The following is a 25807-nucleotide window of genomic DNA, read 5'->3' as shown; positions in this document are numbered from 1 at the left end:
ATAAAGTCTTATTTGCCTTAAAGGTAACAAGAAACCACAGACTCCTGTTTGGTTAGCTCAGAATAGCGCTCAGTTGCCTGTGCAGATGATGGTATACGGGGAGAATGTTTAGTTGGAGTGACAGGTCGGCTCCACTGCCTGCTTCGGTTTTTTCATCGAGTACCGTCAGGTTACCCATACTGGCCTGCATGCGGTAGCCATAAAGCACTAGTTCGTTCAGCAGTTCGTCGGTTTGCCAGTTAAGCATGGCCAGCGCCTCGGGGTCGAAGCTGTCGATGTGGAGGCCTACCAGGTATGCGCCGCCTTTTGTGCCCGGCCCTACAACCATACGCCCGGTGCTGAGTGCCTCCTGGGCCAGCAAAAGGTCAGTCGGGTTCAGGTCTACGCAATCGGCCCCGATGCAGATAACCCGCTGGTAGCCCATGGAGTAAACTTCCTGAAAGGCATTGGCCAGGCGCTCTCCAAAATTACTTCCCTCCTGCCGCTCCGGATAAATAACCACCAACGGAATACCGGAGCCCTTTGCCACAAACAAAGTATGCTGCAACAGCAGATCGGCCGCTTGCTGGTTCAGCTCGGGGCCCTGTTCCTCTGTGAACGTCTTATAGCGGACCTGCTGCTCAGGGGTCTGGGCAAACAGCAAAATAACTGTATCGTTTTGGGGCGTATTCAAGGGGGAAAATTTAAAAATCCAGAGCCTGCCTGTTAGCATAAAAGTCTTTTGGTGCTCTAAGAGCAGGCAATTTAGCAAGAAACACTATATATAAAAGGGAATATTTGCGATTGAAGTAACAAAATCCGCAAAATCCCGCAAATATAACTTTGGCAACACTTTATTTAACCGTTTTTTTACTCAGTTATTGCATTCATCAGCACAAATACTCCGACCTCCGTATATTTACAGCACATCCCAAGACACAAAATACATGGCCATACAAACAGTAAACCCCGCAACCAACGAAGTCATCAAAACCTTTGATGCGCATACTGCCGATCAGGTAGAACAGAAACTGAAAGCAGCCGATGAAGCTTTTAAGCAATGGAAAACCACCCGTTTTGAGGAAAGAGCCGGACTGATGAACCGCTGCGCCCAGATACTGGAGCAGGAAGCCGAAAAGTACGGACGCATCATCACGCTGGAGATGGGCAAACCGCTAAAGGACTCCATTGCCGAAGTGCAGAAGTGCGCCAAGGTGTGCCGCTACTATGCCGAGAATGCCGCTGATTTCCTCAAAGACGAAGAGGTTAAATCCGGAGCCAGCCGCAGCCTGATCGCCTACGAACCGCTGGGTGTGGTGCTGGCCGTCATGCCCTGGAATTTCCCGTTCTGGCAGGTATTCCGTTTTCTGGCCCCTGCCCTGATGGCGGGAAACGTGGGCGTGCTCAAACATGCCTCCAACGTGCCGCAGTGCGCCCTGGCCATTGAAGAGATCATCCACAAAGCCGGTTTCCCGAAGGATGTGTTCCATGCCTTGCTGGTAGAATCGAAGGCTGTGGATGCGATCATCGAAAACCCAATTGTAAAAGCCGTTACCCTGACAGGAAGCGAAGGTGCGGGCTCTAAAGTGGCTGAAAAAGCAGGCAGTGAGATCAAAAAAACGGTGCTTGAACTGGGTGGCAGCGACCCTTTTATCATATTGGAGGATGCGGACCTGGAGGAGGCTACTTCTGTTGCCGTTAAATCCCGGATGGTGAACACTGGCCAGAGCTGCATAGCTGCCAAGCGTTTCATCGTGCTCGAAGGTATAGCCGATGCTTTTCTGGAAAAGATGAAAGAGAAGATGCAAGCCCTCCGCACCGGCGACCCGCTTACCGATAATTGCAACTACGGTCCGCTGGCCCGTAAGGACCTGGCTGAGGAACTGGAGGAACAGGTGCAGCAGTCCGTCAAAAAAGGCGCTCAGGTAGTGCTCGAAGGCGGCCGTGAAGGCAAAGACTCCGCCTACTTCAAACCGATGATTATCCGGGATCCAAAGCCAGGCTCCCCTGCTTACGAAGACGAGCTGTTCGGCCCGGTTGCCATCGTGTTTGTGGTGAAGGACGAGGCGGAAGCTATCCGGATAGCCAACGACCATCGGTATGGTTTGGCTGGCACCGTCTTCACCGGTGACAAGGAGCGCGGTCTGCGCATAGCCCGGCAGGTTGAGACCGGCGCTATGTTCGTCAACGCCATGGTCGCCTCCTCTCCCGAAATGCCTTTCGGCGGCATCAAAAAATCAGGCTACGGCCGCGAGCTCTCTTACATCGGCATCCGTGAATTCACGAACCAGAAAAGTATTTGGGTGGGGTGAGAATGAGATGAGTGAGTTAGTGATTGAGTGATTTTAAAATTGTTGAATTGTTGATGGTTAAATTGTTTGATGCACGATTAACATGCTCGTGCGCCTGGTACCGTCAACTTAGGAGATTAGAAGAAGCTGATTCGGGTAGATATCCGAATATAAACTGTTGCGGGTCTCCAGACCCGCGTATATAGGCACACGGAGATGTGGACATCCTCAACAGTTGGGGGTAGGAGCCCTCTATAAAGCTTCGGGACATGGATGTCCCGAAGAGCATTTGGATGACAAACGTGCACCAGAAAGTAATGGCCACAACGCTTATACCTTGAAAAGGTAGTGGTAGAAAATCCCCTCTTGCGAGGGGCAGAGGTGGGTTAACCTTGCACCCAACAATTTAACCATCAACAATTAAATATACCCTACCACCTTATAAACCACATACCCGGTTACTTCGTGGATAAGGCGGTGCCAAAGCCGAAAGGCGTCGGGGTTTGGTATAAGCAGTTCATCAGGGGTGTAGCGGATTTCGGAGGTATAGAAGTCTGTCGGGAAAACGTCGGTGGCTATACCTGCTTTATCGAAACAGGCTTTAGAGCGGCGCATGTGGAAGGCGGATGTCACGAGCAGGCGGCGCTCCAGCTCGGGGTGCTTTTGTAGCAGATCGCCCGTGAAAATAGCATTTTGATAGGTATTGTCGCTGCGGGTTTCAATGATGATGTCGGCTTGCGGCACACCCGCCAGCAGCAGAATTTCCTGCAGCATCTCCGCTTCCGGTCGGCGGTCCAGGGCAACTGTGCCTATACCTCCCGTGATCAAAAACTTTTCCACCTTGCCCATGCGGTAAAGTTTGAGCGGATGCAAAAAACGATCGGCCCCTTTGTTGGTATGCACCCGGTCATCGGCAAAACCAATGGCCTGGGTCACCCCTGTCAGGATAATGGCTACATCGTATTTTTCCACCTGATCCAGCGGCACAGCTTCCAGTTCCCAGGCACGCATAGCAACGTTCGCCAGAAAAGGATTGGAGAAGACCAGCAAAAGCACCGTGGCTGAAACCAACATGATACGCCGCCACTTAGGTGATCGTAGGAAAATAGCCAGCAGGAGCAATACCGCAATCCAGATGATGGGCATCAGGAAGTACTGCAGCAGCTTGGAGAGCACAAAAAACATAGTGGTTACAGGTATAGCAGAAGCCGCAAAGGTATAAAAGATGGGCTATGCTTGCTGTCAAATTTTGTCAAAAGTCTTCCTGACACTAGGCATATGCTGAAGGGATGTTGAATTGAGTATGATTAAGCGGTTGTAGCATTTAGCAGCACATCAGGTATAGGATCATAATGTGCTGCTTAAATTTATTTGCATGAGATACCTTTGGGCAAGTTGACACGCTGCCTTTTATCAAAAGAACCGACGGAACACCCACAGCAGCAGCGAGAGCAGAATGCTCACCAGGATCATACTCGTGATGGGCATGTAAAACCTGAAATTCTCCCGCTCCACCCGAATGTCTCCGGGCAGGTTGCCGAACCAGCCCAACTTATCGCCCGCCAGCCAAACGATCAGCCCGATGACCACAATTACGATTCCAATGATAATAATGTATTTCCCAAATGGCTGCATAGTTTCTAAGATATAGAAGGCAATGGTAGTATTTACGACAAAGCTAGTGTAGGGATTTAGAGGCTAAAAGCGTAAATTTGAATGTTAGAGTCACCCTAAAATTTCCCTATACCTTGAAAGTCTGCATTGCTGAGAAACCGAGTGTCGCCCGTGAAATAGCCAACGTAATTGGTGCCAAAACCAGGAAGGACGGCTATTACGAAGGCAATGGCTATCAGGTAACGTGGACCTTCGGTCACTTCTGCACCCTGCGTGAACCCGACGACTATCGTCCCGAGTGGAAGCGCTGGAGCCTCTACGACCTGCCCATGCTGCCCGAAAGGTATGGCATCAAGCTGATGCAGGACAAAGGCGTGGTGCAGCAGTTCAACATCATCAAAAAGCTCCTTGACAATGCCGAGGAAGTGATCAACTGCGGTGACGCCGGGCAAGAAGGGGAAGTAATCCAACGCTGGGTGCTCACGGAGGCCAACTATCGCAAACCTTTCAAGCGCCTCTGGATCTCCTCGCTCACCGAGGATGCCATCCGGCAGGGATTTGCCCGGCTGCGCGAGGGCTCCGAGTTCGACTCGCTTTACCAGGCCGGTAAAAGCCGCGCCATCGGCGACTGGCTACTGGGCTTGAATGCCACAAGGCTTTTCACGCTCAAGTATGCGCAGGGCCGGCAAACGCTCTCTATTGGCCGTGTGCAGACCCCTACCCTTGCCATGATCGTGAACCGCCATCACGAGATTGCCAACTTTGTGCCGCAGGCTTACTGGGAACTCAAGACCGTATACCGCGACACGACCTTTTCGAGCACCAACGGACGTTTCCACAAAGAGGAAGAAGGCCAGCAGATACTGGAGGCCATCCAAAAGGATGAGCTTACTATCACCGACATCGAGACCAAGAAAGGTACCGAGAGTCCGCCTAAGCTCTTTGACCTGACCTCGCTGCAGATCGAGTGCAACAACAAGTTGAGCATGTCGGCCGACGAAACGCTCAAAACCATCCAGAGCCTCTACGAGAAAAAGGTGGTTTCGTACCCGCGTGTAGACACCGTGTTTCTGCCGGACGACATTTACCCTAAAATTCCGGGCATTCTGCAAGGGCTGAGCGGCTATCAGAGCGAAGTAGCACCTTTGCTGCAGAGCAAGATCCGGAAGAGCAAAAAGGTATTCAACAACAACAAAGTAACCGACCACCACGCCATTATACCCACTGGCGCACAAGCCATTCTGTATGGCCGTGAGGCGGATGTATACGACATCATCACACGCCGCTTTCTGGCCGCTTTCTACCCGGACTGTATCGTGAGCAACACCACAGTGATGGCGGAGTCGGCAGGCTATACCTTCCGGGTGCGGGGCAAGCAGATTCTGGAGCCGGGCTGGCGTGTGCTCTATGGCACTGAGGACGTAAAAACAGACAGCCCTACCGGCAAAGACAACAAAGAAGAAGAGGAAACAGCCGGCATACTGCCCAATTTCGAGAAAGGCGAACACGGCCCGCATGCGCCGTTACTCGATAAAAAATGGACGAACCCGCCCAAGGAATATACCGAGGCAACCTTGCTGCGTGCCATGGAAACAGCCGGCCGCCAGATAGATGACGAGGAACTCAAAGAGGCACTGAAGGAAAACGGCATCGGCCGACCTTCCACCCGAGCCGCGATCATCGAAACGCTGTTCAAGCGCCAGTACATCCGCAAAGACAAAAAGAAAATTATTCCCACCCAGATGGGCATCGACCTGATCGGTGTGATCCGGAACCAGACCCTGAAGTCGGCGGAGATGACCGGTCAGTGGGAACGCAAGCTGCGCCAGATTGAAGGCGGTTCTTTTAAAGCAGAGGCTTTTCTTCAGGAGCTACAGGAGTTTGTGGTGAGCCTGGTGCAGGAGGTGAAGTACGACAAAGCCACCGTGACCATGGAGGCGCAGCCAGAGCCCAACCCTGCCAAGAGCGGGCCTGCCAAAGCTGGCAAAGAAAAACCTGCCCCTAAAAAGCCAAAGGCCGCCGCTGCAGAGGTTGCTATACCTGGCAAAGGTTTCGGCGCTTGCCCTGCCTGTGGCGAAGGCCATATTCTGAAAGGCTCCAAAGCTTACGGCTGCATTCGCTTTAAAGAAGGCTGCCGGTTTTTGATTCCGTTTGAGCAGCAGGGCAAAACCCTCACCGATAAACAGATCACAGCCTTGCTCAGCAAAGGCAAGACGCCAGTGATCAAGGGTTTTAAAGACGAGCAGGGCAACAGTTTTGATGCCAGCCTGAAACTGGACAACAACAAACAGGTGGTACTGGAGAAAGCGGAGAAAGCCCCGGAGGCAGATCCCTTCGCAACCTGTCCACGGTGCCGGCAGGGCAGCATGCTCAAAGGCAAAACAGCTTACGGCTGCAGCCGTTTTAGGGAGGGCTGCCAATTTGTGGTACCCTTCGAGATGGGCGGCAAACAGCTCAACGAAAAGCAGATCGGCACCTTGCTCACCAAAGGCAAAACAGGCAAGATCAAAGGCTTTACCTCGGCCAAGACCGGCAACAGTTTCGATGCGGCCCTGACCATCAACGATAACTGGCAAGTCGTATACCTGCTGAACTAGCCCGCACCATAGTTCATGGCGTAGCCAGCAGGTATAGTCCTTACTTTACAGAGAAGATCACCTCGTTAGTCGCAACATTCGTTCGGAAGTCAGTGGCATTGATCGTCAAGGTATAGTCACCTTGTGGCATATCGTTCGCATTGAGCAGCGTATCGAATTCGAGTATCTTTTTATCAGGCAAAGTCGTGAAGTTGATGTAATCTGCATCGCCGCCAACAGCCCGCACACGCACCTGTAACTCCTTTACTTTGTCTTTGTCAGAAGCCGTCAGCTTTACACGGAGTCCGGACGATACAGAAAGCTTTTGATTATTAGAAGGGTTCCGGATCGTCAGCGCAGGCTTTGAACCATCCGGCTGCAGGCTCCCATCCTCAAACACATCTTCACAGGCTGTCAATGAGACAACCATCACCGCTGAGGCCAGCAATTTTGTAAATTTCATAAAGTAGTAACTAGAAAAAAATAAGCTAAAGGCCTGCAATTTACTAAATCAATGTAATTTACAAAAATCAAAAAAATTAAAATTATACAATTGTCAAAATAAAGACCACTCAATCTCCAATATCACAACCAGGCATAGCCATCTAAATTTCAACGACATAAATCAGCCTACCTCCGCAAGGCTAAAACAGCTTGCTATATATAATTCAAAATTAACTATATAAGCGAGCAATAAATATAAACATTTAAATACAATTTTAGGCTTTACCGATTCTGTTCATATGCTGTGTTATGCCCCTGGTATTGAGATACCTACCTTTCTATCGATTTCTTAAATAACTTATAAGCACTATGCCCGTAAAAAATACCGGCGCACCTTTTTAAGGGATGCTTTAATTTGTTCTTTTTTTAAAACCTAAAAATTTAACTAAAGCTATGAGAAGCTATGAAAATTCGGGTTCAAACCCATTCAATGACAACTATAGGACTGAGAGCAGAGGCTCCGGCAGAAATTACTATTCAGGAGAGTACGATCCAACCAGCCGACTTAGAGGCTCTTACGGTAGCGGATCTTCGGGTTCTTCCCGTTCGGGTGACTTCGGTAGCGGCCGCGACAGCTACTCTTCTTCCGGTTATGGTGGCACTTCCACATATGGCCGATCAGCTGGTTCCAACTACGGTTCCGGTTCATCTTATGGCTCCGGCTCAAACTATGGATCCGGCTCCTCTAACTACGGCTCAGGCTCAAACCGCCGCTACGGTAGCAGCGGACGTGATGCCTGGGATCGCGGATCGGACGAAGTAAAGTCATGGTTCGGCGACGATGATGCAGAACGCAGAAGAAGAATGGACGACATGCGTGACCGTGGCAGCGATAGCTATCGCTCAAACCGTGGCTACAGTGGTTCATCTAACTACGGCGGATCTAATTATGGTTCAGGCTACGGTTCTTCCGGCAACTATGGATCAGGTTCGTCTAACTACGGATCTGGCTACGGCTCATCGGGCAACTACGGTTCAGGATCGTCTAACTACGGATCATCTTCCAACTATGGCACCGGATCTGGCAACTATGGTTCTGGCTCCTCTAATTACGGCTCAGGCTATGGCAGCGGTAGCAGCTATGGATCTTCTAACTACGGAAGCAGCCGTGGCTCCAGCGACTGGGACCGCGATAGAGACAATGACAGAGGTTTCTTTGACCGTGCCGGTGATGAAGTAAGATCATGGTTCGGCGATGAAGAAGCAGAGCGCAGAAGAAGAATGGACGAAATGCGCGACAGGGATCATGACAGTGACTACAACAGCCGCTACAGATCGCATACTAGCTACGGTAACACCTACAGTGGTCCTCCGTACTCTTATGGATCATCTTCCCGCAGAGACTACGAATGGTAGAATTAAGGCAGTGGTTTATCAGCTACTTGCCTGATTTATACCTTTTCAGGATAAGAAAAGCCCGGTCAGTATTGGCCGGGCTTTTTGCATGAGAAAAATAGTACAATTTATATATTTCCTCCATTGACCTGTTTTCTGCTTCTCAGTAATTTCACCCCAATTAAACCAACCCCTAAAAACAGGTATTTCCTATGAAAAGACTCTTACTGGTTCTGTGCTGCGTGGCACTCATGTCAGGCACTGGTTTTGCTCAACAGTTGGGCTTTAAAGGTGGTGCGACCTACACAACGTTTACCGGCGCCGACACCGACAATTACAAATATCGGGTTGGGTACACAGGCGGTATATTCCTGCAAAAGCACATCAACAACCTGATGGGTCTGCAGTTGGAAGCCCTGTACACCTCCAAAGGCGCCCGTCGCGAAATCTACTCTGGCAGCAACCTGCAGACAGCCGAGGTGTTCAAGCTCAACTACATCGACATTCCGGTGCTGTTCCATGTATCGGCCAGTGGTGTGTTCTTTGACCTGGGGCCGCAGGTGTCCTTCATCTACAACGCCAGCCATGTACACGAGGCACACTCCAGCAGTGGCGATAAGATCGTGACAACCAGGCATAATATCACAGACAACCCTTATACGGTCGACTTTGCTTATGTAGGCTCCGTAGGATACCGCGCTACCAATGGACTGGGGCTTGAAGTGCGCTATACCGGCGGCCTCAAAAAGATAGATGACGAAGGTGCATTCGTTAACCGCGAGCGACGCAATGCCGGCTTCAGCCTCATGCTGAGCTATCTGCTCGGCGGTCGCTAACACTCCCCATCATGTATATCCTAAAGCCCTCTTTAACGGAGGGCTTTTTTATTGCTTCAACTACCTGGGACAGGTATAGAGCGGCCCATGTCGTTGCACACTGCTATACCTGTACATCGCCTTCCTGGCCAACCCTAAAACACAAAACCCTCACAATTGCGAGGGTTTCGTCCGATATAGATGAATCGGTAGGTATAGGTAGTAGTTGTCTCTTTGTTATTCTCAGGAAGCTTACAGCAGGCCGTAAATGTGCTCATAGCGCTTCATACTATTCTGCTGCTCCATTACATTCAGATCCCTCAGGAGGCCTTCCTTCAGATCGTAAACCAGGCCATACAGCTTAGGTGGATCTTCCGTTTGCATGGCGTTCTGTATGATCGAGGTCTTGGACAGGTTCAGCACCTGCTCTGTAATGTTCAGCTCCACCAGGCGACGATGGCGCTGGTCCTCATCCTCTATGCTCATCAGTTCCTGCTCGTGCAGGCGTATCACATCCTTGATGTTGCGCAGCCAGTTATCAAGCAGGCCAAACTGTTTGTTGCTGGCCGCCGCCGCGACACCGCCGCAGCCATAGTGGCCGCAAACGATGATATCCTTTACTTTAAGCACCTCCACGGCATACTGCAGCACCGAGAGTAGGTTCATATCGGTATGCACCACCATGTTGGCGATATTGCGGTGCACGAAAATCTCGCCCGGGCCTGTGCCTGTTACTTCATTTATAGGAATGCGACTGTCTGAGCATCCTATGTACAGGTAACGGGGCTTCTGCCCCATGGCCAGCTTGCTGAAGTAGTCTTTGTCTTCGATGAGCTTTCGCTCCACCCACTTTTTATTATTCTCAAATATTTTCTCCATAGTTATTTATTTCTAGTGCATATCCAGCACCTGTACTTCTTCTATATTTAACACTTCTACAAATATACCACGCTCGTGGGCTGTTTCCTTAAAAGCCTGTATCGCTTCCAGCACATCGTAGTCTATGAACTCTGAGTTAGCCCCGTCAATAATCACATGGCTGTCATTCGGCAATCTCTCGAGGGTCAGCACAATGCTGGCTTTGTTCAGGAAAGATACGTGTTCGCTGAGCTTAATGCGGATCGTTTCCTTATCGCGGTGTTCTTCCTTGTGGAAGAAGTAAGGCGACTTGTAGTTCGCTTTCAGGATGTAGAAGATGCCAACTGCCAGGCCGATCAGGATACCAACCAGCAGGTCAGTGAACAGGATGGCAACAATTGTTACCACAAACGGGATAAACTGCTCGTGTCCCAATTTAAGCTGTCCCTTGAAAAGAGTTGGCTTTGTGAGCTTATAACCCACCATCAGGAGTACGGCTGCCAGTGCAGAAAGCGGCACCTGGTTCAGGAAACCGGCCAGGAACAGCACAGCCAGCAGCAAGAACACACCATGGATAAAGGCTGACATTTTCGTTTTACCACCCGCCGCAATGTTGGCTGAGCTTCGCACGATCACGGCCGTCATCGGAATACCGCCCAGCATACCTGCAATGATGTTGCCTACTCCCTGCGCCTTCAATTCGCGGTTGTTGGGCGTACGGCGCTTGTGCGGGTCGAGCTTATCGACAGCTTCCACACTAAGCAAGGACTCCAGACTGGCAATGATGGCAATGGTAAAGGCCACCACATAAAGCGAGGGGTTTGTCAGCTGCTCAAAGGCGGGGAACCGGAGTTCATTCTGAAGCGCTCCCACACTCGAGATCTCTGGCAGCTTTACCAAATGAGAGCCTGCTATGGCCAACTCAGGGAAATAATTGATGAACAAATAGTTAATACCGACAGAACCAACCACCACGATCAGGGCGCCCGGCACCAATTTGAACAATTTTATACGCTTCATAAACGGCTGTTCCCACAGGATCAGCACTGCCATCGAAATAATACCAACAATCAGTGCGCCCAGCTGTATGGCACCAAAAGCGTGGAATATTTCAGAGAAAGTATTGCGGCCATCTGGCTGGAAGAAGTTCATTTCACCGAAGAAATCATCATCTGCTCCCATGAAATGCGGAATCTGCTTCAGGATCAGGATCAAACCAATAGCGGCCAGCATTCCTTTAATAACGGAGGAAGGGAAATAAAGGCCAATGACACCGGCTTTAAGAAAGCCCAGCGCCACCTGCAATACGCCTGCCAGTACAACAGCCAGCAAAAAGGCCTCATACGACTGCAGGGTTTCAATACCATTCAGCACGATTACGGTAAGGCCGGCTGCAGGGCCACTCACACTCAGGTGCGAACCACTGAGCCAGGATACGACTAAACCGCCTACCACGCCAGTTACAATACCGGCAAAAAGTGGCGCGCCCGAAGCAAGTGAAATACCTAAGCAGAGGGGAAGGGCAACAAGGAAAACAACGAGGCCAGCCGGCAAGTCCTTGCCGAGGCTAGCCATGTAGTTTGGCTTTAAAGAAGAGTCTTTCATAAAGTAGATGATGTAAGAGAAGGAGGAGGTTCCAACTCACATCCCTGCGCCAGCCAAAAGACTAGCAGCAGGAACATAAGTCAGATTACTCACCTTATGCTCACAAATGTACGGGGGAGGTATTAAGGTGAAATTAAAACTAAATTAAAAACGAATTAAAATGTGTTTTTTGCTGAAATTAATCCGATGGCCTGGGGGAGCCGCAACGTCACAATCGTCCCTTCGTCTACACGGGAATCTATGGAAATAGAGCCTTTGTGAAGTTTTATGATACTTTCAGTCAGCGGTAACCCGATGCCGTGCCCCGTAATATTGCGCACGTTGTTCGCCCTGAAAAATGGCACAAACACATGTCTCAGGTCATGCGGGGCAATGCCCACTCCCTTGTCTGTTACCTGTAGCACCACCTCCCGTCGGTCAGCCGAAAGCCGCACGGTGCTGTACTCTCCTTTGGGTGAGAACTTGGCCGCGTTTTCCAGCACATTAACAATCGCGATCAACAGTAAGGCATCGTTGCCTTTTACAATCAGGCGGTCTTCGTCATCAGGCAGGTTGTCAAAATCAATGTCAAACAGCGCACCCGGATGCCGCTTTAGCGCCTGCTCATGCGCCATCCACAGCAACTCATCAAAGCGCAGATGCGCGAGCTTTATTTTAGAGGTATCTACACTGGCCTGCGCAATTTGCAGCAAGCCGTTTGAAAGCTCAGCCAACAAACGGGCATCTTCGAGGGTGGAAGCTAGCACCCGTTGGTACTCTTCTTTCTCACGGGGTTTCATCAGGGCCACTTCCAGCTCGCCGATCATGGCAGTGAGCGGGGTGCGCAGTTCGTGGGAGGCGTTCGACACAAAGGTGCTTTGCATCTCAAAAGCCATCTCCAGGCGGTCCAGCATTTTATTGAAGGTCTGGGACAGGTGCGACAGTTCATCTTTGCCATCTGCATTGCTCAGGCGCAGGTGCAGGTCCGAGGCACTGATCTTCTCCACCTCGCCCACTACTTTGGTGATGGGGCGCAAAGCTTCGCGCGAAAATGCCCAGCCAGCCAGCAACACCACTACCATTGAGCCCAAAAAACCGACGATCAGGATAATTTTGAGATGCTGGAGTTTGCGCAGACTGTAGGCGTCTACAGAAGAGGAAAACACGATAAATTCGCCCTCATTGTCTTTGTAAAGCATCCCCACCACCTGGCGCTCTTCCTGTGTGTATTGCACCATACCTTCCTGCCGCACGCGTTCCAGCATATCAGGAGCCACCTCCAGTTGTCCGTCTCCGTCAGAGAAATGCAGGCTGCCATCCTGCCTGTAAATGCTCACCTTCTCAAAAGGAAGCTCCTGGTAATAGCGGATCTGATTGCTGCGACGGGCTTTTCCGCTTACTTCGTCTGCCTCCAACACATGGGCAGCCGTGTCGTAGGCGCGTCCTTCGATGCGTTTGAAAAAATCATCCTGCCGGTAAATCGAGGTGAAATAGTAGATCACCAGCGAAAAAAGGATCAGGATGAGGGCGAATATACCTGCAAACTGCAGGGTCAGTTTATTCCGGATGGTCATGCGTCGTCCTCCTTGAGCACATAGCCCATTCCCACCAGGGTATGGATCAGCTTACCAGGAAAGCCTTTGTCTATTTTCTTGCGCAGAAAATTGATGTACACATCAATTACATTACTGCCGGTGTCGAAGGAGGTCTCCCAGACGTTCTCCGTGATATCAATGCGGGAAACCACGCGCCCCCTGTTGCGAAGCAGGTAGTGCAGCAGGGCAAACTCCCGGGCAGTGAGATTGATGGGTTTCCCCCCCCGGGTCACAGTCTTGCTGCCCAGGTCCATCTCCAGGTCCGCGATCGAGAGCTTTTCCCCTCCCCCGTTGTCGCCCGACCGGCGGGTGAGGGCGCGGAGACGGGCCAGCAGTTCCTTAAATTCAAAGGGCTTGGTGAGGTAGTCGTCGGCTCCTGCGTCCAATCCGGTGATCTTGTCGTCGGTGGAGCCGAGCGCGGTAAGCATCAGGATGGGAACCTGCGATTTTTTCTTCCGGACAGCCTGGCATACCTCCAACCCGCTCATGTGCGGCAGTATGATGTCCAGTATAACCAGGTCGTACTCGTTTTGCAGCGCCATCTTCAAGCCAAAATTGCCGTCATAGGCCTGGTCCACTTCATAGGATTGCTCTTCCAGTCCTTTTTTGATAAAGGAAGCTACTTTGGGTTCGTCTTCTACCAGCAGTATTCTCATAATCCTGTCACTATTTACGTTTTTGCCCGCACAAGATACAATTTCTGCAGAACTGAGCCGTCCGCTAGTTTGCAGATGCGCCAAGATCTGTCTATTTTAGATGAAGAAAAGCACTTTATGGCACACGATCATCACCATCACGGAGGCCACGGCCATCAGCATCACCACGGAGGCGACAACATCAAGGTGGCTTTTTTCCTCAACCTGGGCTTTACCGTGATCGAGGTGTTTGGTGGGCTTTGGATCAACAGCATGGCCATCCTGTCAGATGCGCTGCACGACTTCGGCGACTCCCTTTCACTGGGTCTGGCCTGGTATTTTGCGCACCTATCAAGCAGGGGCAGCGATCAGCACTTCTCTTACGGGTATAAGCGTTTTTCGCTGCTTGGTGCGGTCATCAACTCAGTGGTGCTGCTGCTTGGCTCAGGTGTTGTGCTTTGGGTATCAATCCCGCGTCTGTTTAATCCGGAACCTGTGCATGCCCCCGGTATGATCGGCTTTGCCATCCTGGGTGTGCTGGTAAACGGATTCGCTGCCCTGCGCCTAAACAAAGGGGACTCGTTGAACGAACGCGTGGCGATGCTGCATCTGTTGGAGGATGTGCTGGGCTGGGCAGCTGTGCTGGTGGGGGGTATTCTGCTCTATTTTTTCGACTGGCCTATCATTGATCCCCTGCTTTCGGTGCTCATCACCGGTTTCATCCTCTACAATGTAGTGCGCAACCTGCGAAAAGGCCTCCAGATTCTACTGCAGGGCACTCCTTCCAACATCAGTCTGCAGGAGGTGCGCCGACGCCTGGAGCTACTCCCCGAAGTGCGCTCCGTACACGACCTGCACCTGTGGACACTGGACGGCATCAGCCATGTGCTGACCATGCACGCCGTTGTAGGAGATAACCTGAATCTGGAAGAGGCGCACGAAGTCAAACAGCGCATACGCAACGCCATGCAGGACGCGCAGATAGACCACGTAACGGTAGAGTTGGAAATGCCGGGGCAGGAATGCAGCCAGGAGCACTGCACACCGGATCTCTCTAATTCTGGTTAAGCTGCACCGCCTGGCGAACCAGGTCACTAAAATATTCTTCGTCTATGTCTTCGAGCGTGCGCAGTTTGATGTGCGGCAGTTGGCCGTTGCGGCTTACCAGGCGCCTGTGTGTGTCCGAAAGCTCTTTTCCGCGAAAGAAACCGAAGTGCAGTCCGCTGCGGGAGGAGGCAAAGTAGCAAACGGGACCGTAAAAGAAATAGCAGGGATTTTCCCAGCGCACACACTCTTCCAGGTGGGCAGCCGTCTGGTTGATGATCTGGCGTACTGCTTGCGCTAACAGCTGTTTCTCAGGAGTTAATTTGTCGATGTACTCATCGACCTGGTTGGTGGATATCTTGCTTCTCATACAGGGTATGTATTGGCCTGCGTGGCCTGAGCCGTTAATTTACAGCTAAATATACATATCTTTTAATATTGAAGCAAAAAATATGATGGGGCAGTTTAGGGGTTGCGACTTACCTTTACCTGTTCTCAGTTGCTGGCAGACGCTTAAGCCAATCGTTTACAACCATTTATACCTTGGTGCAGGCCTATACCATTTCCAGGTGCTGCAGCAGCCTTCCTTCAAGTTCGTCGAGCTGGCAAAAGCCGCTGGCGAGCAACTCGGGCCCCATGCCGCCTTCCAAGTACACGCTCGGGAGATTCTTAACACCCAGCATCTCCACAAACTCAAACTCCTTCTCAGTCGCGTCGTTGATCTCATCGGCCTCGAACAAGGTATAGAACAGGTTTTCCTGAATGCCAAAAGGGCGAACCACATGGGCCAGCACCTGCGGGTCTGCCAGGTTAAGGCCATCGGCGTAGAAAGCGGAGTGCAGCGCCCGGAGCACTTCGAGCGTGAGAGCAGGCCTCAGCCGGCGCACCACGTGCAGGGCGCGGCAGGCAGGCTCTGTGTCGTACACAAAACCTTCCTGCAGGAAAAGTCCATAGTTGAAGGGCAGACTGGTACGCTCCTGCACCCGGTGCCAGCTCACGGCTAGTCGCTCCTTTTGCTCCCGCGAAATAGGCTCCCGGGCATAAGGATTGAGACCACCGGCTATAACCTCGACAGTCAGCCGCCCGTGCCACAAAGCGCGCAAACGGCGGATCACGTGCGTGAAACCGTAGCACCAGGCGCACATCGGGTCTGTTACATATAGCAATACCGGGTTATAAGGACTATTGACCATAGGCATATTATACATTTCCTTAGAGGTTGTACCCCAATGCAGGTTGTTAGGTTCAGGTATAGATCATCTTTACGGTCATACCGCCGTCCACCACCAAATGCTGTCCCGTAATAAAACCGGCGTTCTCAGAACATAGAAAAAGCGCTGCTCCAGCTATATCCTGCGGCTCCCCTACCCGGCCAACCGGGTGCTGCTCTTTATCCTCACGTGTATGCTGCGGTTCGTAGCGTTCGCGTTCTTTTTGCCAGGGACCCGTCTCAATCCAGCCCGGCGCAATGGCATTGACCCGGATGCGATCCGGTGCCAGGCTCACGGCCAGGGAATGCGTGAGCGCCTCGAGTCCGCCTTTGGAGGCTGAGTAGGCAAAAGTATCCGGCTCCGACATGAAAGCGCGCGTGCTCGTGATGTTGAGGATGGCTGGATGTTTTGCTTTGCGCAGCAGCGGCAGGGCATATTTAGCACAGAGCATCGGTCCGCGCAGGTTCACAGCCAGTATCCTGTCAAACTCCGACATCAGCATTTCTTCCAGCTTGCCAGCAAAAGGATCGGCTATACCTGCGTTGTTCACCAACACATCCAGACGGCCATGTTTCTCCTGCACTTTCTCCATCAGGGCAGCTACTTCATGCTCGGCGCTTACGTCGCCAGGTATAAAGATAGCCTTCAGCTTCTGGTCCTGCAAGCGCTGTAAGGCTTCACGCCCAGCTTCCTCGTCGGCGTCTGTGAGTACAACCTGAGCGCCCGCCTGCCCGAAGGCCTGTGCCATACCTAAGCCTATACCTTGCGCACCGCCGGTAACCAGCACGACTTTGTCTTTGTAATCCCCTGTGGCCATATATCCTTTTATGATCTTATACCTGCTTACACCTAACAGCAAACCCGCTGCCGGCCGGTGCTATACCTGTCCTGCAGCGGGTCTGCTTTGCGGTGCCTCTCGGCTTATCTTTTCTCGAGTTGGCGCTTGAGTTTTTCCTCTACGTTTTTGAGCAATTCATACCAGTTGTCGCCGCTGTCTTCCGCGAAAGCATCGTTGCCAGGTATACCCACGCGCATGCTCAGTTTCTTGCTATCTGTAGCATGGTTGGCCTCTTCTTTAAAATACACGTCCACGGAGTCAATCTTCTTGGCGTGGCGCTTTAGTTTGGTGATGGCATTGCGGATATGCTGCTGCACGTCATCCGAAATGGAAATGTCTACAGCCTGTACATCAATCTTGATTCCTTCGAAATTCTCTGTATAATTCATGTTCTATCTTGTATGTATTTTCTGGTTGTGGAAAGCCTTTAATATGGAATCCCAATGCTGAATTTAAACGGAGGCAAGACATTAAAGTTTACCAGCTTAAACCCGCCTTCAGAAGCAACATAGCATCCGTCCGGTTCGTTTTTATGCATATTCACCCAATGCTAACCGTTATGCAAAACTTACCTATCAACTGGCTGACAGAAGGATTGCTTGACTTTGAATACAAGAAATATCGTTTGCTGGCCTACCTCCAGGCTGTTCGCTCCGAATTCGGGCAGCAGCGCCTCTACCCTGTTTTTTCTGACCTGATCATGCACTACCGCCACCTGCAGCAAGTGCGGGAGCACAAGAAACTAGTGTACGAATCCTTTCCGCAGCAAATCACCCGCGCCGACTTTGAGAAGCTGGAACTGGTATATGAAAAGATCGTGGAGGACGATGAAACCATGGCCCAGATCGAAGAGGTGATCCAGTATGCCGCACCGCTTTTCACGGAAGCCGTGAGCGAGGGCAAGGAGCTGTATGACTTCATCGAACGCCACCTTGAGATCAACCCGGTCGGTATTACGCCGATGTACTTCAACGAGGGCTACCTTTTCCTCGACGCCTTTCCGGGCAAGGAAACTCAGGTATACGTGTACCGCATCACCGTTTTTGAAAATACCTACGAGAAGTACCGGGGCATCAACACCCAACTACTGCGCACGGTGCGCCGCGGCCTGGCCCAGACTTACGAAAACCTGAAGGTAGAGCTGGTCAAAGAAAACCAGGAACTGCCCAACCCCGCCACCTTTGTAGTGGTCGCCAAAGTACCCTGTCCGCTCGACAGCGCGCTGTTGCCCATCGCCAAGCGCTCGCTGGTGAAGTATGTGACGCACCTCGCCGCCTGAGCCTGACTTGGTGTATAGGGTATAAATGTATACCTTAGGACCTCAGAAAACCAAAAGACCAACATGGAGATCAACCTCACCCGCGTAGACCAGGACTATCATTTTGAAGCCAGAGGCGCTGCCAATGTAGCCATTAACATAGATGCCAACCCCGAGATCGGGGGTCACAACCAGGGTGCCCGCCCAATGGAGTTGATGCTCATGGGCCTGGGTGGCTGCAGCGCCATCGATATCATCAGCATCCTTAAAAAGCAGCGCCAGCCGATCGAAAGCTTTGACATCAACGTGAAGGCCGAGCGCCAGAAGGTACAGGAGTTCAACCTGTTCAGCACCATCCACATTCACTTCAAGTTAGGGGGCCAGCTGGACGAGGACAAAGTGCGCCGTGCGGTTGAGCTATCGCTGGAGAAGTACTGCTCTGTGGCCGCTATCCTGTACAAGACTGCCACGATCACGCATTCTTTTGAGATAGTGTAGCTCTTCATACCTTATAAACAGAACGGGCCTTTTCTTCAAATCTGTGGGAAGGCCCGTTCCGCTTTGAGAATATCAGCAGCCGCTATACCTTCGACAGTGCCTGCTGCACATCCGCTACCACATCATCCACGTTTTCCAACCCGACCGATATGCGTACCAGCCCGGGCGTGATGCCGGTCGCCTGACGCTCCGCCTCGGTCAGTTTGGAGTGGGTGGTAGAGGCCGGGTGCGTGACAATGGTGCGGGTGTCGCCAAGGTTGGCGCTGATGCTCACCATGCGCAGATTGTCCAGGAAACGCTTTGCCGCCTCGTATCCGCCTTTCACGGCAATGGTCACAATGCCACCACCCCTTCTCATTTGCTTTCTGGCCAGTTCGTACTGCGGGAAAGATTTCAGGAAAGGGTAGCGCACCTGCTCCAGTGCAGGGTTCCCTTCCAACGCTTCTGCAAGTTGCAGGGCATTATCACAGTGCTTTTCCACCCGCAGCTGCAGCGTTTCCAGGCTCTTGGACAGCACCCAGGCATTGAAGGCCGACATGGCCGGCCCCGTATGGCGGGAGAAGAAGCGGATTTCCGCGATCAGGTCTTTACGTCCGACGGCTATACCTCCCAGCACCCGTCCCTGCCCGTCGATGTACTTGGTGGCAGAATGCACCACGATGTCGGCGCCGTAGTCCACGGGGTTTTGTAGGATCGGGGTGGCAAAGCAGTTGTCAACGATCAGCACCAGGTTGTGCCTACGCTTCAGTTCGCCCAGCCACTCCAGGTCGATCAGTTCCAGCCCGGGGTTAGAGGGCGTTTCAATCAGGATCACCTTGGTGGCGGGAGTAATGAGCCGCTCCCATCCGTCCGGGTCGGCCACATCGGCATAGGAGTATGAAATGCCCCACTTGGGAAGCACTTTGGACAGCAGTTGGTGGGTGGACCCGAACACCGCACGTCCGGCCAGCACGTGGTCGCCCGCCTGCAGCAGGGCCGCCAGGCTGGAGAAAATAGCCCCCATGCCGGAAGCAAAGGCAACGCCTTCTTCTGCTTTCTCGAGGTGGCACATTTTGGCCAGCAGTTCGTCTACATTGGGGTTGGAATAGCGGGAGTACACATTCCCCTCCTCTTCCTCGGCAAATACGGCGCGGGCCTGTTCGGCGCTCTCAAACACAAAACTGGAGGTAAGGTAAAGCGGCACCGAGTGCTCCCGGTGGTGCGATCTGTCGGCCTGTAGCCGGATCGCGTTGGTTTCGTTGTGAATGGACATGTATGTAATAATTTTATATTTCCCTTTTCTTGGGCAGGAATTGGCACCTTTCTATGCAGATGGTTGCCAGAGGATCACAGAGCCTGTTCTCTCACCTCTTCTTTATAAAAATTTGCCTGGGCAGGAATAATTATGCCGCTAAAATAAGGCGGATATCTGAGAATGCACAACTTCAGGTATAATTAAGTCTACTAAGCCGCCCCTGCTAAAGCATCTTTTCTGTTTCGCTCAAGCGAACGCCCATTTCCCTCCACCAACCTCCCCTATTTCCCGACGAAAGGCTAATAGGCTATATCAGGCTATTCATATAGAAATGCGGCGCCTTGGTATATTCTGTTTTCAGGACTCAGAAACTAGCTTTTCCTTTACTGAAGTAAGTTATTACAGAAGAACGGATACATGAATAAAGCACATTTACACCAACTCGAAAAAACTATGAAAAAGAGCCTGCTGCTTGCCCTGTTGGGGTTGAGCACCGTGCCGGCTCTCGCACAGGCGCCGCAGGCTGCCCCGCAGCAAGCTGCCACAGGTATGGCCGCGCCACGTGGCAACGCTACCATCGTCGGTATCGTGCAGGACGCTGATACCAAGAAGCCAGTGGAGTTCGCGACCGTTGCCCTGATCAGCCTGGCTACGGGCAAACCGATCGACGGGGCGATGGCTGATGACAAGGGTCGCTTTACCATCAGCAAGGTGGGCGTTGGCAAATACAGACTGCAGGTGAGCTTCCTGGGCTATCAGCAGAAACTGGTGGAGGATGTGACGGTGACATCTGACAACGCCAGTGTAAACGTGGGTGCAGTTGCCATTGCCTCTGATGCCAAAAAGCTAAGCGAAGTAGTGATCACAGGTGAAAAACCTTTGGTAGAAGAGAAAATTGACCGCACAGTGTACAACGCCGAAAAGGATATCACCAACTCAGGTGGCAACGCAGCCGATGTGTTACAGAAAGTGCCTTCGCTGGCGCTGGATAGCGACGGCAACGTGCAGCTGCGTGGCAGCTCCAACGTGCGCGTGCTCATCAACAACAAGCCATCGGCTATCATGGCGGGCAGCGTGGCCGATGCCCTCAAACAGATCCCGGCCGACCAGATCAAGTCGGTGGAAGTGATCACCAGCCCTTCGGCCAAGTATGACGCGGAAGGCACAGCTGGTATCATCAACATCATCACCAAAAAAGACGGTGGTCTGCATGGTGTGACCGGTTCGGTGGCGGCTACAGCCGGTACCCGTGGTAGCAATGCCAACGCCAGCCTCAACATCCGTCGCGGCAAGCTGGGCATCAACGGCACCTTTGGCGGCAACATGTTCTACAACCACGGCAACATGAGCAACACCATCTTCGCCGGGAACACCACCAGCTTCCAGTATGGCAAGACCCGCATCAATGGCAAGTTCATGAACGCACTGGTAGGCTTCGACTACGACCTCACGCCAAAGAACAACATATCGGGCAGCATCCGCAGCAATGGCGGTACTTTCAAAATGGAAAACGACCAGGAGGTGACCAGCCGCGAGGAAAACACCCTGATCCAGGACTTCCGCAACGAGATCCGCAACCGCAACCAGCGCATCGGTACCGATTATAACCTCGACTACACGCGCACGTTCAGCAAGCCGGGACAGGAACTCGCGCTCCTGTCGCTTTACTCGGTAACCAACACCGACAACGACATTCGCCAGGACTACCTCAATGAAGGCAACGATCCTTATCTGCTGAAGCGCAACCTGAACGAAGGCGCCAACAAGGAGCTGACGTTCCAGGCAGACTATACCCATCCGTTCGCCAACAAGACCATGCTGGAGCTGGGTGCCAAGTCCATTTTCCGCGATGTGGAAAGCGATGCCCTGTATCGCGACATCTTCAACTCCGGAAATGAAACCCGCCGCACCGATGCCTTCTTTTACGAGCAGGATGTGTACGCTACTTATATGACCTACGGCTTCATGCTGAAGAAGAAACTGAACGTGAAGATGGGCGGCCGTTACGAGTTTACCGACATACAGGCCGACCTGCAGGGAGACAACGACTACAGCCTGGACTACGACAACTTTATACCGAGCGTGGCTTTGTCTTATAACCTGAAGCAGAAGCACACCTTCCGCGCCAACTTCACGCAGCGTATCCAGCGTCCGTCGCTCTTCTACCTGAACCCCTACGTGCAGGAGCAAACTTCCAACACCCGCGTGCAGGGTAACCCGAACCTCGACGCTGAACTGACCGATTTGTTCGAGCTGGGCTACAGCACCTTCTTCAAAACCACCTCACTCAGCGTGACCGGTTACATGCGTCAGACAGATAATGCCATCGAAACAGTGGCGACCATCGATCGGGAGACAGACGCCAACGGCCTGCCGGTGGATGTTACCACCCTGACCTTCGACAACATTGCCAAAAACAAAACCTATGGCGTAAGCTTGTTCGGAAACACCAAGCCGACCAACAACTGGACGATTGGTGGTAGCTCTAACTTCTATTATGTAGACCTGAACGGCAAGTATGCCAGCAACAGCGGTTGGATGTACAACATCAACGCCAACTCATCCTATACCTTCGGAAAGGGAATTACGGCACAGTTTAACGGTGGCTTCAACTCCCGTCGCATTCAGTTGCTGGGTGAGTTCGCAGCCTTCTCATACCATACCATCGCTATCAAGAAAGAGCTGTTCGACAAGAAAGGTGGCATTAGCCTTGGCCTGGATAATCCATTCAGAGAGAGCATGCGCATGCGCAACGACGTGCGGGTGGAGGAATCGCCCACCAACCCAAGAGCCTATACCCAGGAGATCCGAATCAACAACTTCAACCGTGGTGTGCGTGTGAGCTTCGACTACCGTTTTGGTAAGATGGACCAGCAGCGTGCGCCAAAGCGTAAGCGCTCAATCCGCAACGACGACGCCAAGCAGGGCGATAGCAACGGCATGAACTAAAGATCAAAACCCAAAACCCCTGACCAGCAAAAAGCCCTCCTGACAGGAGGGCTTTTTGTTTAGGCTTTATATTGGGAGAGCCACTGAACGGCTTCCTCTTTGCTCGTGAACATGCGGGTGGGGTTCTTCGGCTTGTTCACGTGTATGTAAATATTAGCCGCCATTTTCACCATCGGCGAACTCACCAGAATTGCACTGGCTGTAACACCAACGTTACCTTCGTTGGCCAGGTAGTCACGCGCCTCTTTGGTAGAGTGCTTCACTTGAGTGATGTCAAATAGGCTGGGGTATACCTGCTCGCCAATGTAGTTTATGCGGTCCTGCACGCACTCACGGGCTTTCTCAATATCCAGCTCTTTTGTCTCCTTATAAATGCAATACAAGATTCCCTCCTTTAAATAAAGTTCGAGGCAATCTGTTTTAATAGGACTCTTTTCGTATTCTTTGTCGAAATTTGCCATTCAAATTTGAATTCGATCTATCGTTCGCATGTTAAGCCCTATCAACTATGCGAACCTGGCAAAACACATGGCAAAGATACGACATAATAATATTATAGATACGGTGGACTCCGTACTTTCTGTTTCCAAGAAAAAGGGAATCATCCACCTGCATGCTGAAGACCAAAGCCTTAGTGGTCAGCACTTAACACTGCATGGCAAGCAGGTGCTGCATTTCGGCACCTGTGGCTACCTAGGGCTGGAGCACCACCCGCAGGTGAAGCGCGGCGCCATCGAGGCCATCGAGCGTTATGGTACGCAGTTTCCTATGTCGCGCACTTACATTTCCAACCCTCTGTACAGCGAACTCGAGAAGCTGATCAAGCAGATGTACAACGCACCGGTCGTGATCTCCAAGAACTGTACGCTTTCGCACCTCACCGTTATTCCCAGCATTATCCGGCAGTCTGACCTGGTTATACTTGACCACCAGGTGCATGCCAGCGTGCAGGAGGCGGTTAAGAAATTGCTGAGCCAGGGCGTAACCGTAGAAATGGTGCGCCATAACAACCTGGAGATGCTCGAAGACCGCATCAAAAAGCAGCGCGGCAAGTTTGAGCGCATCTGGTACATGGCCGACAGCGTGTACTCCATGTACGGCGACTTTGCCCCGATCCAAGAACTGATAGCATTGGCGGAGAAATACGAACAGCTATACCTGTATGTAGACGATGCCCATGGCGCCAGCTGGGCTGGCAAAAACGGCACAGGCTATGCCATGAGCCAGATGCCGGAAGGCCTGTACCGCAAAATGATCCTGACCGCTAACCTGGGCAAAGCCTTTGGCGCCTGCGGCGGCTTGTCGCTTTTCCCTAATGAGGAGTGGTATAACAGGGTCAACAACTTTGGCGGACCGCTTACTTTCTCGGTGCAAATAGAGCCCGCAACCCTAGGTGCCGCCATCGCCTCTGCCAAAATTCACCTGAGCGACGATATCTATACCTACCAGCAGGAGCTTCAACGCAAGATAGCCTATTTCAACACCCTGCTCAAGCAAACGGATTTGCCCTTGGTGCATGAAAGCGAGAGCCCGATCTTCTATATCGGCACGGGCACCATGGAGATGGGCAACCACCTGGTGCAGGCTTTGTTGCAGGACGGTGTATACGTGAACCTGGCTACTTTCCCGGCGGTGCCTGCCAAGAACATTGGCGTGCGCATTACGATCTCGCTCACCAATTCGGACGAGGACATAGCCGAACTGGTACGCAAACTACAGCTGCACTTCCACCTGGCTTTGGCTGCCACCAACCAGACGCAGGAAAACATCCGCAAGGCTTTTAAAATGCCCGCACTGGCGCAGTCAGTCTCGCCGGCCGCAGCACCAACAGCCCCTTCCACCGCCATTAGCTTGCAGCGCTATACCTCCATCACTCAAATCGAGGCGGCACAGTGGAACAAATACCTCGGCCACCGGGCGATGTTCGACTGGGAAGGCATGCGCTTTCTGGAAGAATCCTTCAGCAACAACCCGGAGAAAGAGAACAACTGGGCATTCCGGTACTATACTGTACAGGACCCGCAGGGTAACGTGGTACTGATGACGTTCGCGGCCATCGCCCTGCTGAAGGAAGACATGTTTTCGCAGGCGTCTATCTCCAAAGCATTGGAACGCGAACGAGAGGCGAACCCCTACTACCTCACCACCACTGGCATCGTGCTGGGCAGCTTGTTCACCGAGGGCAACCACCTATACCTGGACCGCAGCAGCCCCTCCTGGAAAGAGGCGCTGAAGGCCCTGCTGACAGAACTCAACAAAGAGCAGGAAACGAGCCAGGCCAGCAGCATCCTGCTCCGCGACCTCGATGACATGGACCCGGAACTGGACGAGTTTATGGTGGAGCAGGACTTTGTGAAAATGCTCCTGCCCGAGTCATGCGTGGTCGAGGACCTGAACTGGACGGATGAGGAGGGCTTCCGAAAAACACTCAGCAAGAAAGGCCGCGAGAACTTCGTGCAGAAGATCAAACGCAACGAGCACTTTTATGAAGTGGTGGTGAAAGACCAGCTTGCCGTTGATGAACTGCAGTATGCCATGGCCTTGTTCCGCAATGTGAAGGGTAACAACTTTGCCATCAACAACTTTTTATTTCCCGAGAAGATGTTTCAGCTCCTCAACGAGAGCAAGAGCTGGGAATTTGTCGTACTCTATATAAAAGAAGAGTTCTCGATCAGCCGCAAACCGGTGTCGGTAGCCTTCTGCCATAAAAATGCGGCGAATGTGTACAGCTTTATGCTGATTGGGATGGATTATGACTACCTGATGACCTACGGTGTGTACAGGCAGACGCTCTATCAGGTGATAAAGCGCGCCAATGCCCTGCAATGCACCCAGGTGAACATGGGAATATCGGCCACCATCGAAAAAAAGAAAGTAGGCGCAACACCTTACCCGAAAGTCGGTTATTATCAGAGCAAAGATAACTTTGCCATGGAAATGATGGGGGCTACCTTTGCCGTCGAAAAAGAATAGCACCACACCGCTACAA

The 25807-nt window shown here is 52.0% G+C and carries 23 protein-coding genes and 1 riboswitch; of the genes, 9 read left to right on the top strand and 14 right to left on the bottom strand.

Features of this window, described 5'->3' with window-relative positions:
• Window positions 1-52: 52 nt before the first annotated feature.
• The gene (locus C8E01_RS09885; protein ID WP_165820610.1) at window positions 53-673 is read right to left on the bottom strand and encodes a TIGR04282 family arsenosugar biosynthesis glycosyltransferase; all 621 of its coding nucleotides are present in this window, start codon (window positions 671-673) and stop codon (window positions 53-55) included.
• A 253-nt stretch (window positions 674-926) separates the two neighbouring features.
• Here C8E01_RS09885 and C8E01_RS09880 point away from each other — a divergent pair, with 253 nt between their 5' ends.
• Window positions 927-2291, top strand: a complete 1365-nt coding sequence (locus C8E01_RS09880) for an NAD-dependent succinate-semialdehyde dehydrogenase (RefSeq protein ID WP_116543200.1) — start codon at window positions 927-929, stop codon at window positions 2289-2291.
• A 399-nt stretch (window positions 2292-2690) separates the two neighbouring features.
• On the opposite strand, the gene C8E01_RS09875 is transcribed toward C8E01_RS09880, so the two are convergent.
• Together C8E01_RS09875 and C8E01_RS09870 are read right to left on the bottom strand one after the other, a co-directional pair.
• Entirely contained in the window at window positions 2691-3455 is a 765-nt protein-coding gene (locus C8E01_RS09875; RefSeq protein ID WP_116543199.1) for a YdcF family protein, read from the bottom strand.
• 228 nt (window positions 3456-3683) lie between these two features.
• Window positions 3684-3905, bottom strand: coding sequence for a DUF2905 domain-containing protein (locus tag C8E01_RS09870; RefSeq protein WP_116543198.1), 222 nt, complete (start codon window positions 3903-3905; stop codon window positions 3684-3686).
• 113 nt (window positions 3906-4018) lie between these two features.
• On the opposite strand from C8E01_RS09870, the gene C8E01_RS09865 reads away from it, so the two are divergent.
• Window positions 4019-6481, top strand: coding sequence for a type IA DNA topoisomerase (locus C8E01_RS09865; protein WP_116543197.1), 2463 nt, complete (start codon window positions 4019-4021; stop codon window positions 6479-6481).
• A gap of 40 nt (window positions 6482-6521) precedes the next feature.
• Here the strand turns inward: C8E01_RS09865 and C8E01_RS09860 are convergent, their stop codons facing one another.
• Window positions 6522-6923 (bottom strand): Ig-like domain-containing protein, encoded by a 402-nt coding sequence (locus C8E01_RS09860; RefSeq protein ID WP_116543196.1) that lies wholly within the window; start codon window positions 6921-6923, stop codon window positions 6522-6524.
• Between the two features lie 434 nt (window positions 6924-7357).
• On the opposite strand from C8E01_RS09860, the gene C8E01_RS09855 reads away from it, so the two are divergent.
• Window positions 7358-8320, top strand: a complete 963-nt coding sequence (locus C8E01_RS09855) for an SWFGD domain-containing protein (protein ID WP_116543195.1) — start codon at window positions 7358-7360, stop codon at window positions 8318-8320.
• A gap of 191 nt (window positions 8321-8511) precedes the next feature.
• Window positions 8512-9135, top strand: a complete 624-nt coding sequence (locus C8E01_RS09850; RefSeq protein WP_116543194.1) for a porin family protein — start codon at window positions 8512-8514, stop codon at window positions 9133-9135.
• 231 nt (window positions 9136-9366) lie between these two features.
• Here the strand turns inward: C8E01_RS09850 and C8E01_RS09845 are convergent, their stop codons facing one another.
• The 4 genes from C8E01_RS09845 to C8E01_RS09830 form a co-directional block, all read right to left on the bottom strand.
• Complete coding sequence (locus tag C8E01_RS09845; RefSeq protein ID WP_116543193.1) at window positions 9367-9993, bottom strand: carbonic anhydrase; 627 nt, start codon at window positions 9991-9993, stop codon at window positions 9367-9369.
• Between the two features lie 12 nt (window positions 9994-10005).
• A complete protein-coding gene (locus tag C8E01_RS09840; RefSeq protein WP_243409510.1) occupies window positions 10006-11547 on the bottom strand; it encodes a SulP family inorganic anion transporter in 1542 nt (513 codons plus the stop codon).
• 185 nt (window positions 11548-11732) lie between these two features.
• Window positions 11733-13130: an ATP-binding protein gene (locus C8E01_RS09835; protein WP_116543191.1), complete on the bottom strand. Its 1398-nt coding sequence runs from the start codon at window positions 13128-13130 to the stop codon at window positions 11733-11735.
• Window positions 13127-13807 (bottom strand): response regulator transcription factor, encoded by a 681-nt coding sequence (locus C8E01_RS09830; protein WP_116543190.1) that lies wholly within the window; start codon window positions 13805-13807, stop codon window positions 13127-13129. Before C8E01_RS09830 ends, C8E01_RS09835 begins: the two co-directional genes overlap by 4 nt.
• A gap of 117 nt (window positions 13808-13924) precedes the next feature.
• Between C8E01_RS09830 and C8E01_RS09825 the strand changes: the two genes are divergently transcribed.
• Window positions 13925-14854 (top strand): cation diffusion facilitator family transporter, encoded by a 930-nt coding sequence (locus C8E01_RS09825; protein WP_116543324.1) that lies wholly within the window; start codon window positions 13925-13927, stop codon window positions 14852-14854.
• Here the strand turns inward: C8E01_RS09825 and C8E01_RS09820 are convergent.
• From C8E01_RS09820 to hpf, 4 genes are all read right to left on the bottom strand, one after another.
• Entirely contained in the window at window positions 14841-15200 is a 360-nt protein-coding gene (locus C8E01_RS09820; protein ID WP_116543189.1) for a DUF1801 domain-containing protein, read from the bottom strand. The genes C8E01_RS09825 and C8E01_RS09820 overlap by 14 nt on opposite strands.
• A gap of 184 nt (window positions 15201-15384) precedes the next feature.
• Window positions 15385-16023, bottom strand: a complete 639-nt coding sequence (locus tag C8E01_RS09815; RefSeq protein WP_116543323.1) for a DsbA family protein — start codon at window positions 16021-16023, stop codon at window positions 15385-15387.
• A 52-nt stretch (window positions 16024-16075) separates the two neighbouring features.
• Entirely contained in the window at window positions 16076-16858 is a 783-nt protein-coding gene (locus tag C8E01_RS09810) for an SDR family NAD(P)-dependent oxidoreductase (RefSeq protein ID WP_116543322.1), read from the bottom strand.
• Window positions 16859-16962: 104 nt separating this feature from the next.
• Window positions 16963-17268 (bottom strand): ribosome hibernation-promoting factor, HPF/YfiA family, encoded by a 306-nt coding sequence (hpf, locus tag C8E01_RS09805; RefSeq protein WP_116543188.1) that lies wholly within the window; start codon window positions 17266-17268, stop codon window positions 16963-16965.
• Between the two features lie 170 nt (window positions 17269-17438).
• On the opposite strand from hpf, the gene C8E01_RS09800 reads away from it, so the two are divergent.
• Together C8E01_RS09800 and C8E01_RS09795 are read left to right on the top strand one after the other, a co-directional pair.
• Window positions 17439-18158 carry a hypothetical protein gene (locus C8E01_RS09800; protein ID WP_116543187.1) on the top strand — a complete coding sequence of 240 codons (720 nt, stop codon included), beginning with the start codon at window positions 17439-17441 and terminating at the stop codon, window positions 18156-18158.
• A 63-nt stretch (window positions 18159-18221) separates the two neighbouring features.
• Window positions 18222-18635 (top strand): OsmC family protein, encoded by a 414-nt coding sequence (locus C8E01_RS09795; RefSeq protein ID WP_116543186.1) that lies wholly within the window; start codon window positions 18222-18224, stop codon window positions 18633-18635.
• A gap of 82 nt (window positions 18636-18717) precedes the next feature.
• Here C8E01_RS09795 and C8E01_RS09790 read toward each other — a convergent pair whose 3' ends face one another.
• Complete coding sequence (locus tag C8E01_RS09790; protein ID WP_116543185.1) at window positions 18718-19887, bottom strand: trans-sulfuration enzyme family protein; 1170 nt, start codon at window positions 19885-19887, stop codon at window positions 18718-18720.
• A gap of 10 nt (window positions 19888-19897) precedes the next feature.
• Window positions 19898-19998, bottom strand: a riboswitch (SAM riboswitch).
• Window positions 19999-20322: 324 nt separating this feature from the next.
• Between C8E01_RS09790 and C8E01_RS09785 the strand changes: the two genes are divergently transcribed.
• On the top strand, window positions 20323-22818 hold the full coding sequence (locus C8E01_RS09785) for a TonB-dependent receptor domain-containing protein (RefSeq protein WP_116543184.1): 2496 nt from the start codon (window positions 20323-20325) through the stop codon (window positions 22816-22818).
• Between the two features lie 59 nt (window positions 22819-22877).
• On the opposite strand, the gene C8E01_RS09780 is transcribed toward C8E01_RS09785, so the two are convergent.
• The gene (locus C8E01_RS09780; RefSeq protein WP_116543183.1) at window positions 22878-23279 is read right to left on the bottom strand and encodes a DUF7793 family protein; all 402 of its coding nucleotides are present in this window, start codon (window positions 23277-23279) and stop codon (window positions 22878-22880) included.
• Between the two features lie 67 nt (window positions 23280-23346).
• Between C8E01_RS09780 and C8E01_RS09775 the strand changes: the two genes are divergently transcribed.
• Window positions 23347-25791 (top strand): bifunctional aminotransferase class I/II-fold pyridoxal phosphate-dependent enzyme/GNAT family N-acetyltransferase, encoded by a 2445-nt coding sequence (locus tag C8E01_RS09775; protein ID WP_165820609.1) that lies wholly within the window; start codon window positions 23347-23349, stop codon window positions 25789-25791.
• Window positions 25792-25807: the final 16 nt, after the last annotated feature.

Source organism: Pontibacter virosus, from assembly GCF_003096355.1.
Lineage (GTDB): Bacteria > Bacteroidota > Bacteroidia > Cytophagales > Hymenobacteraceae > Pontibacter > Pontibacter virosus.
This window is presented reverse-complemented; position numbering and strand designations above follow the sequence as displayed.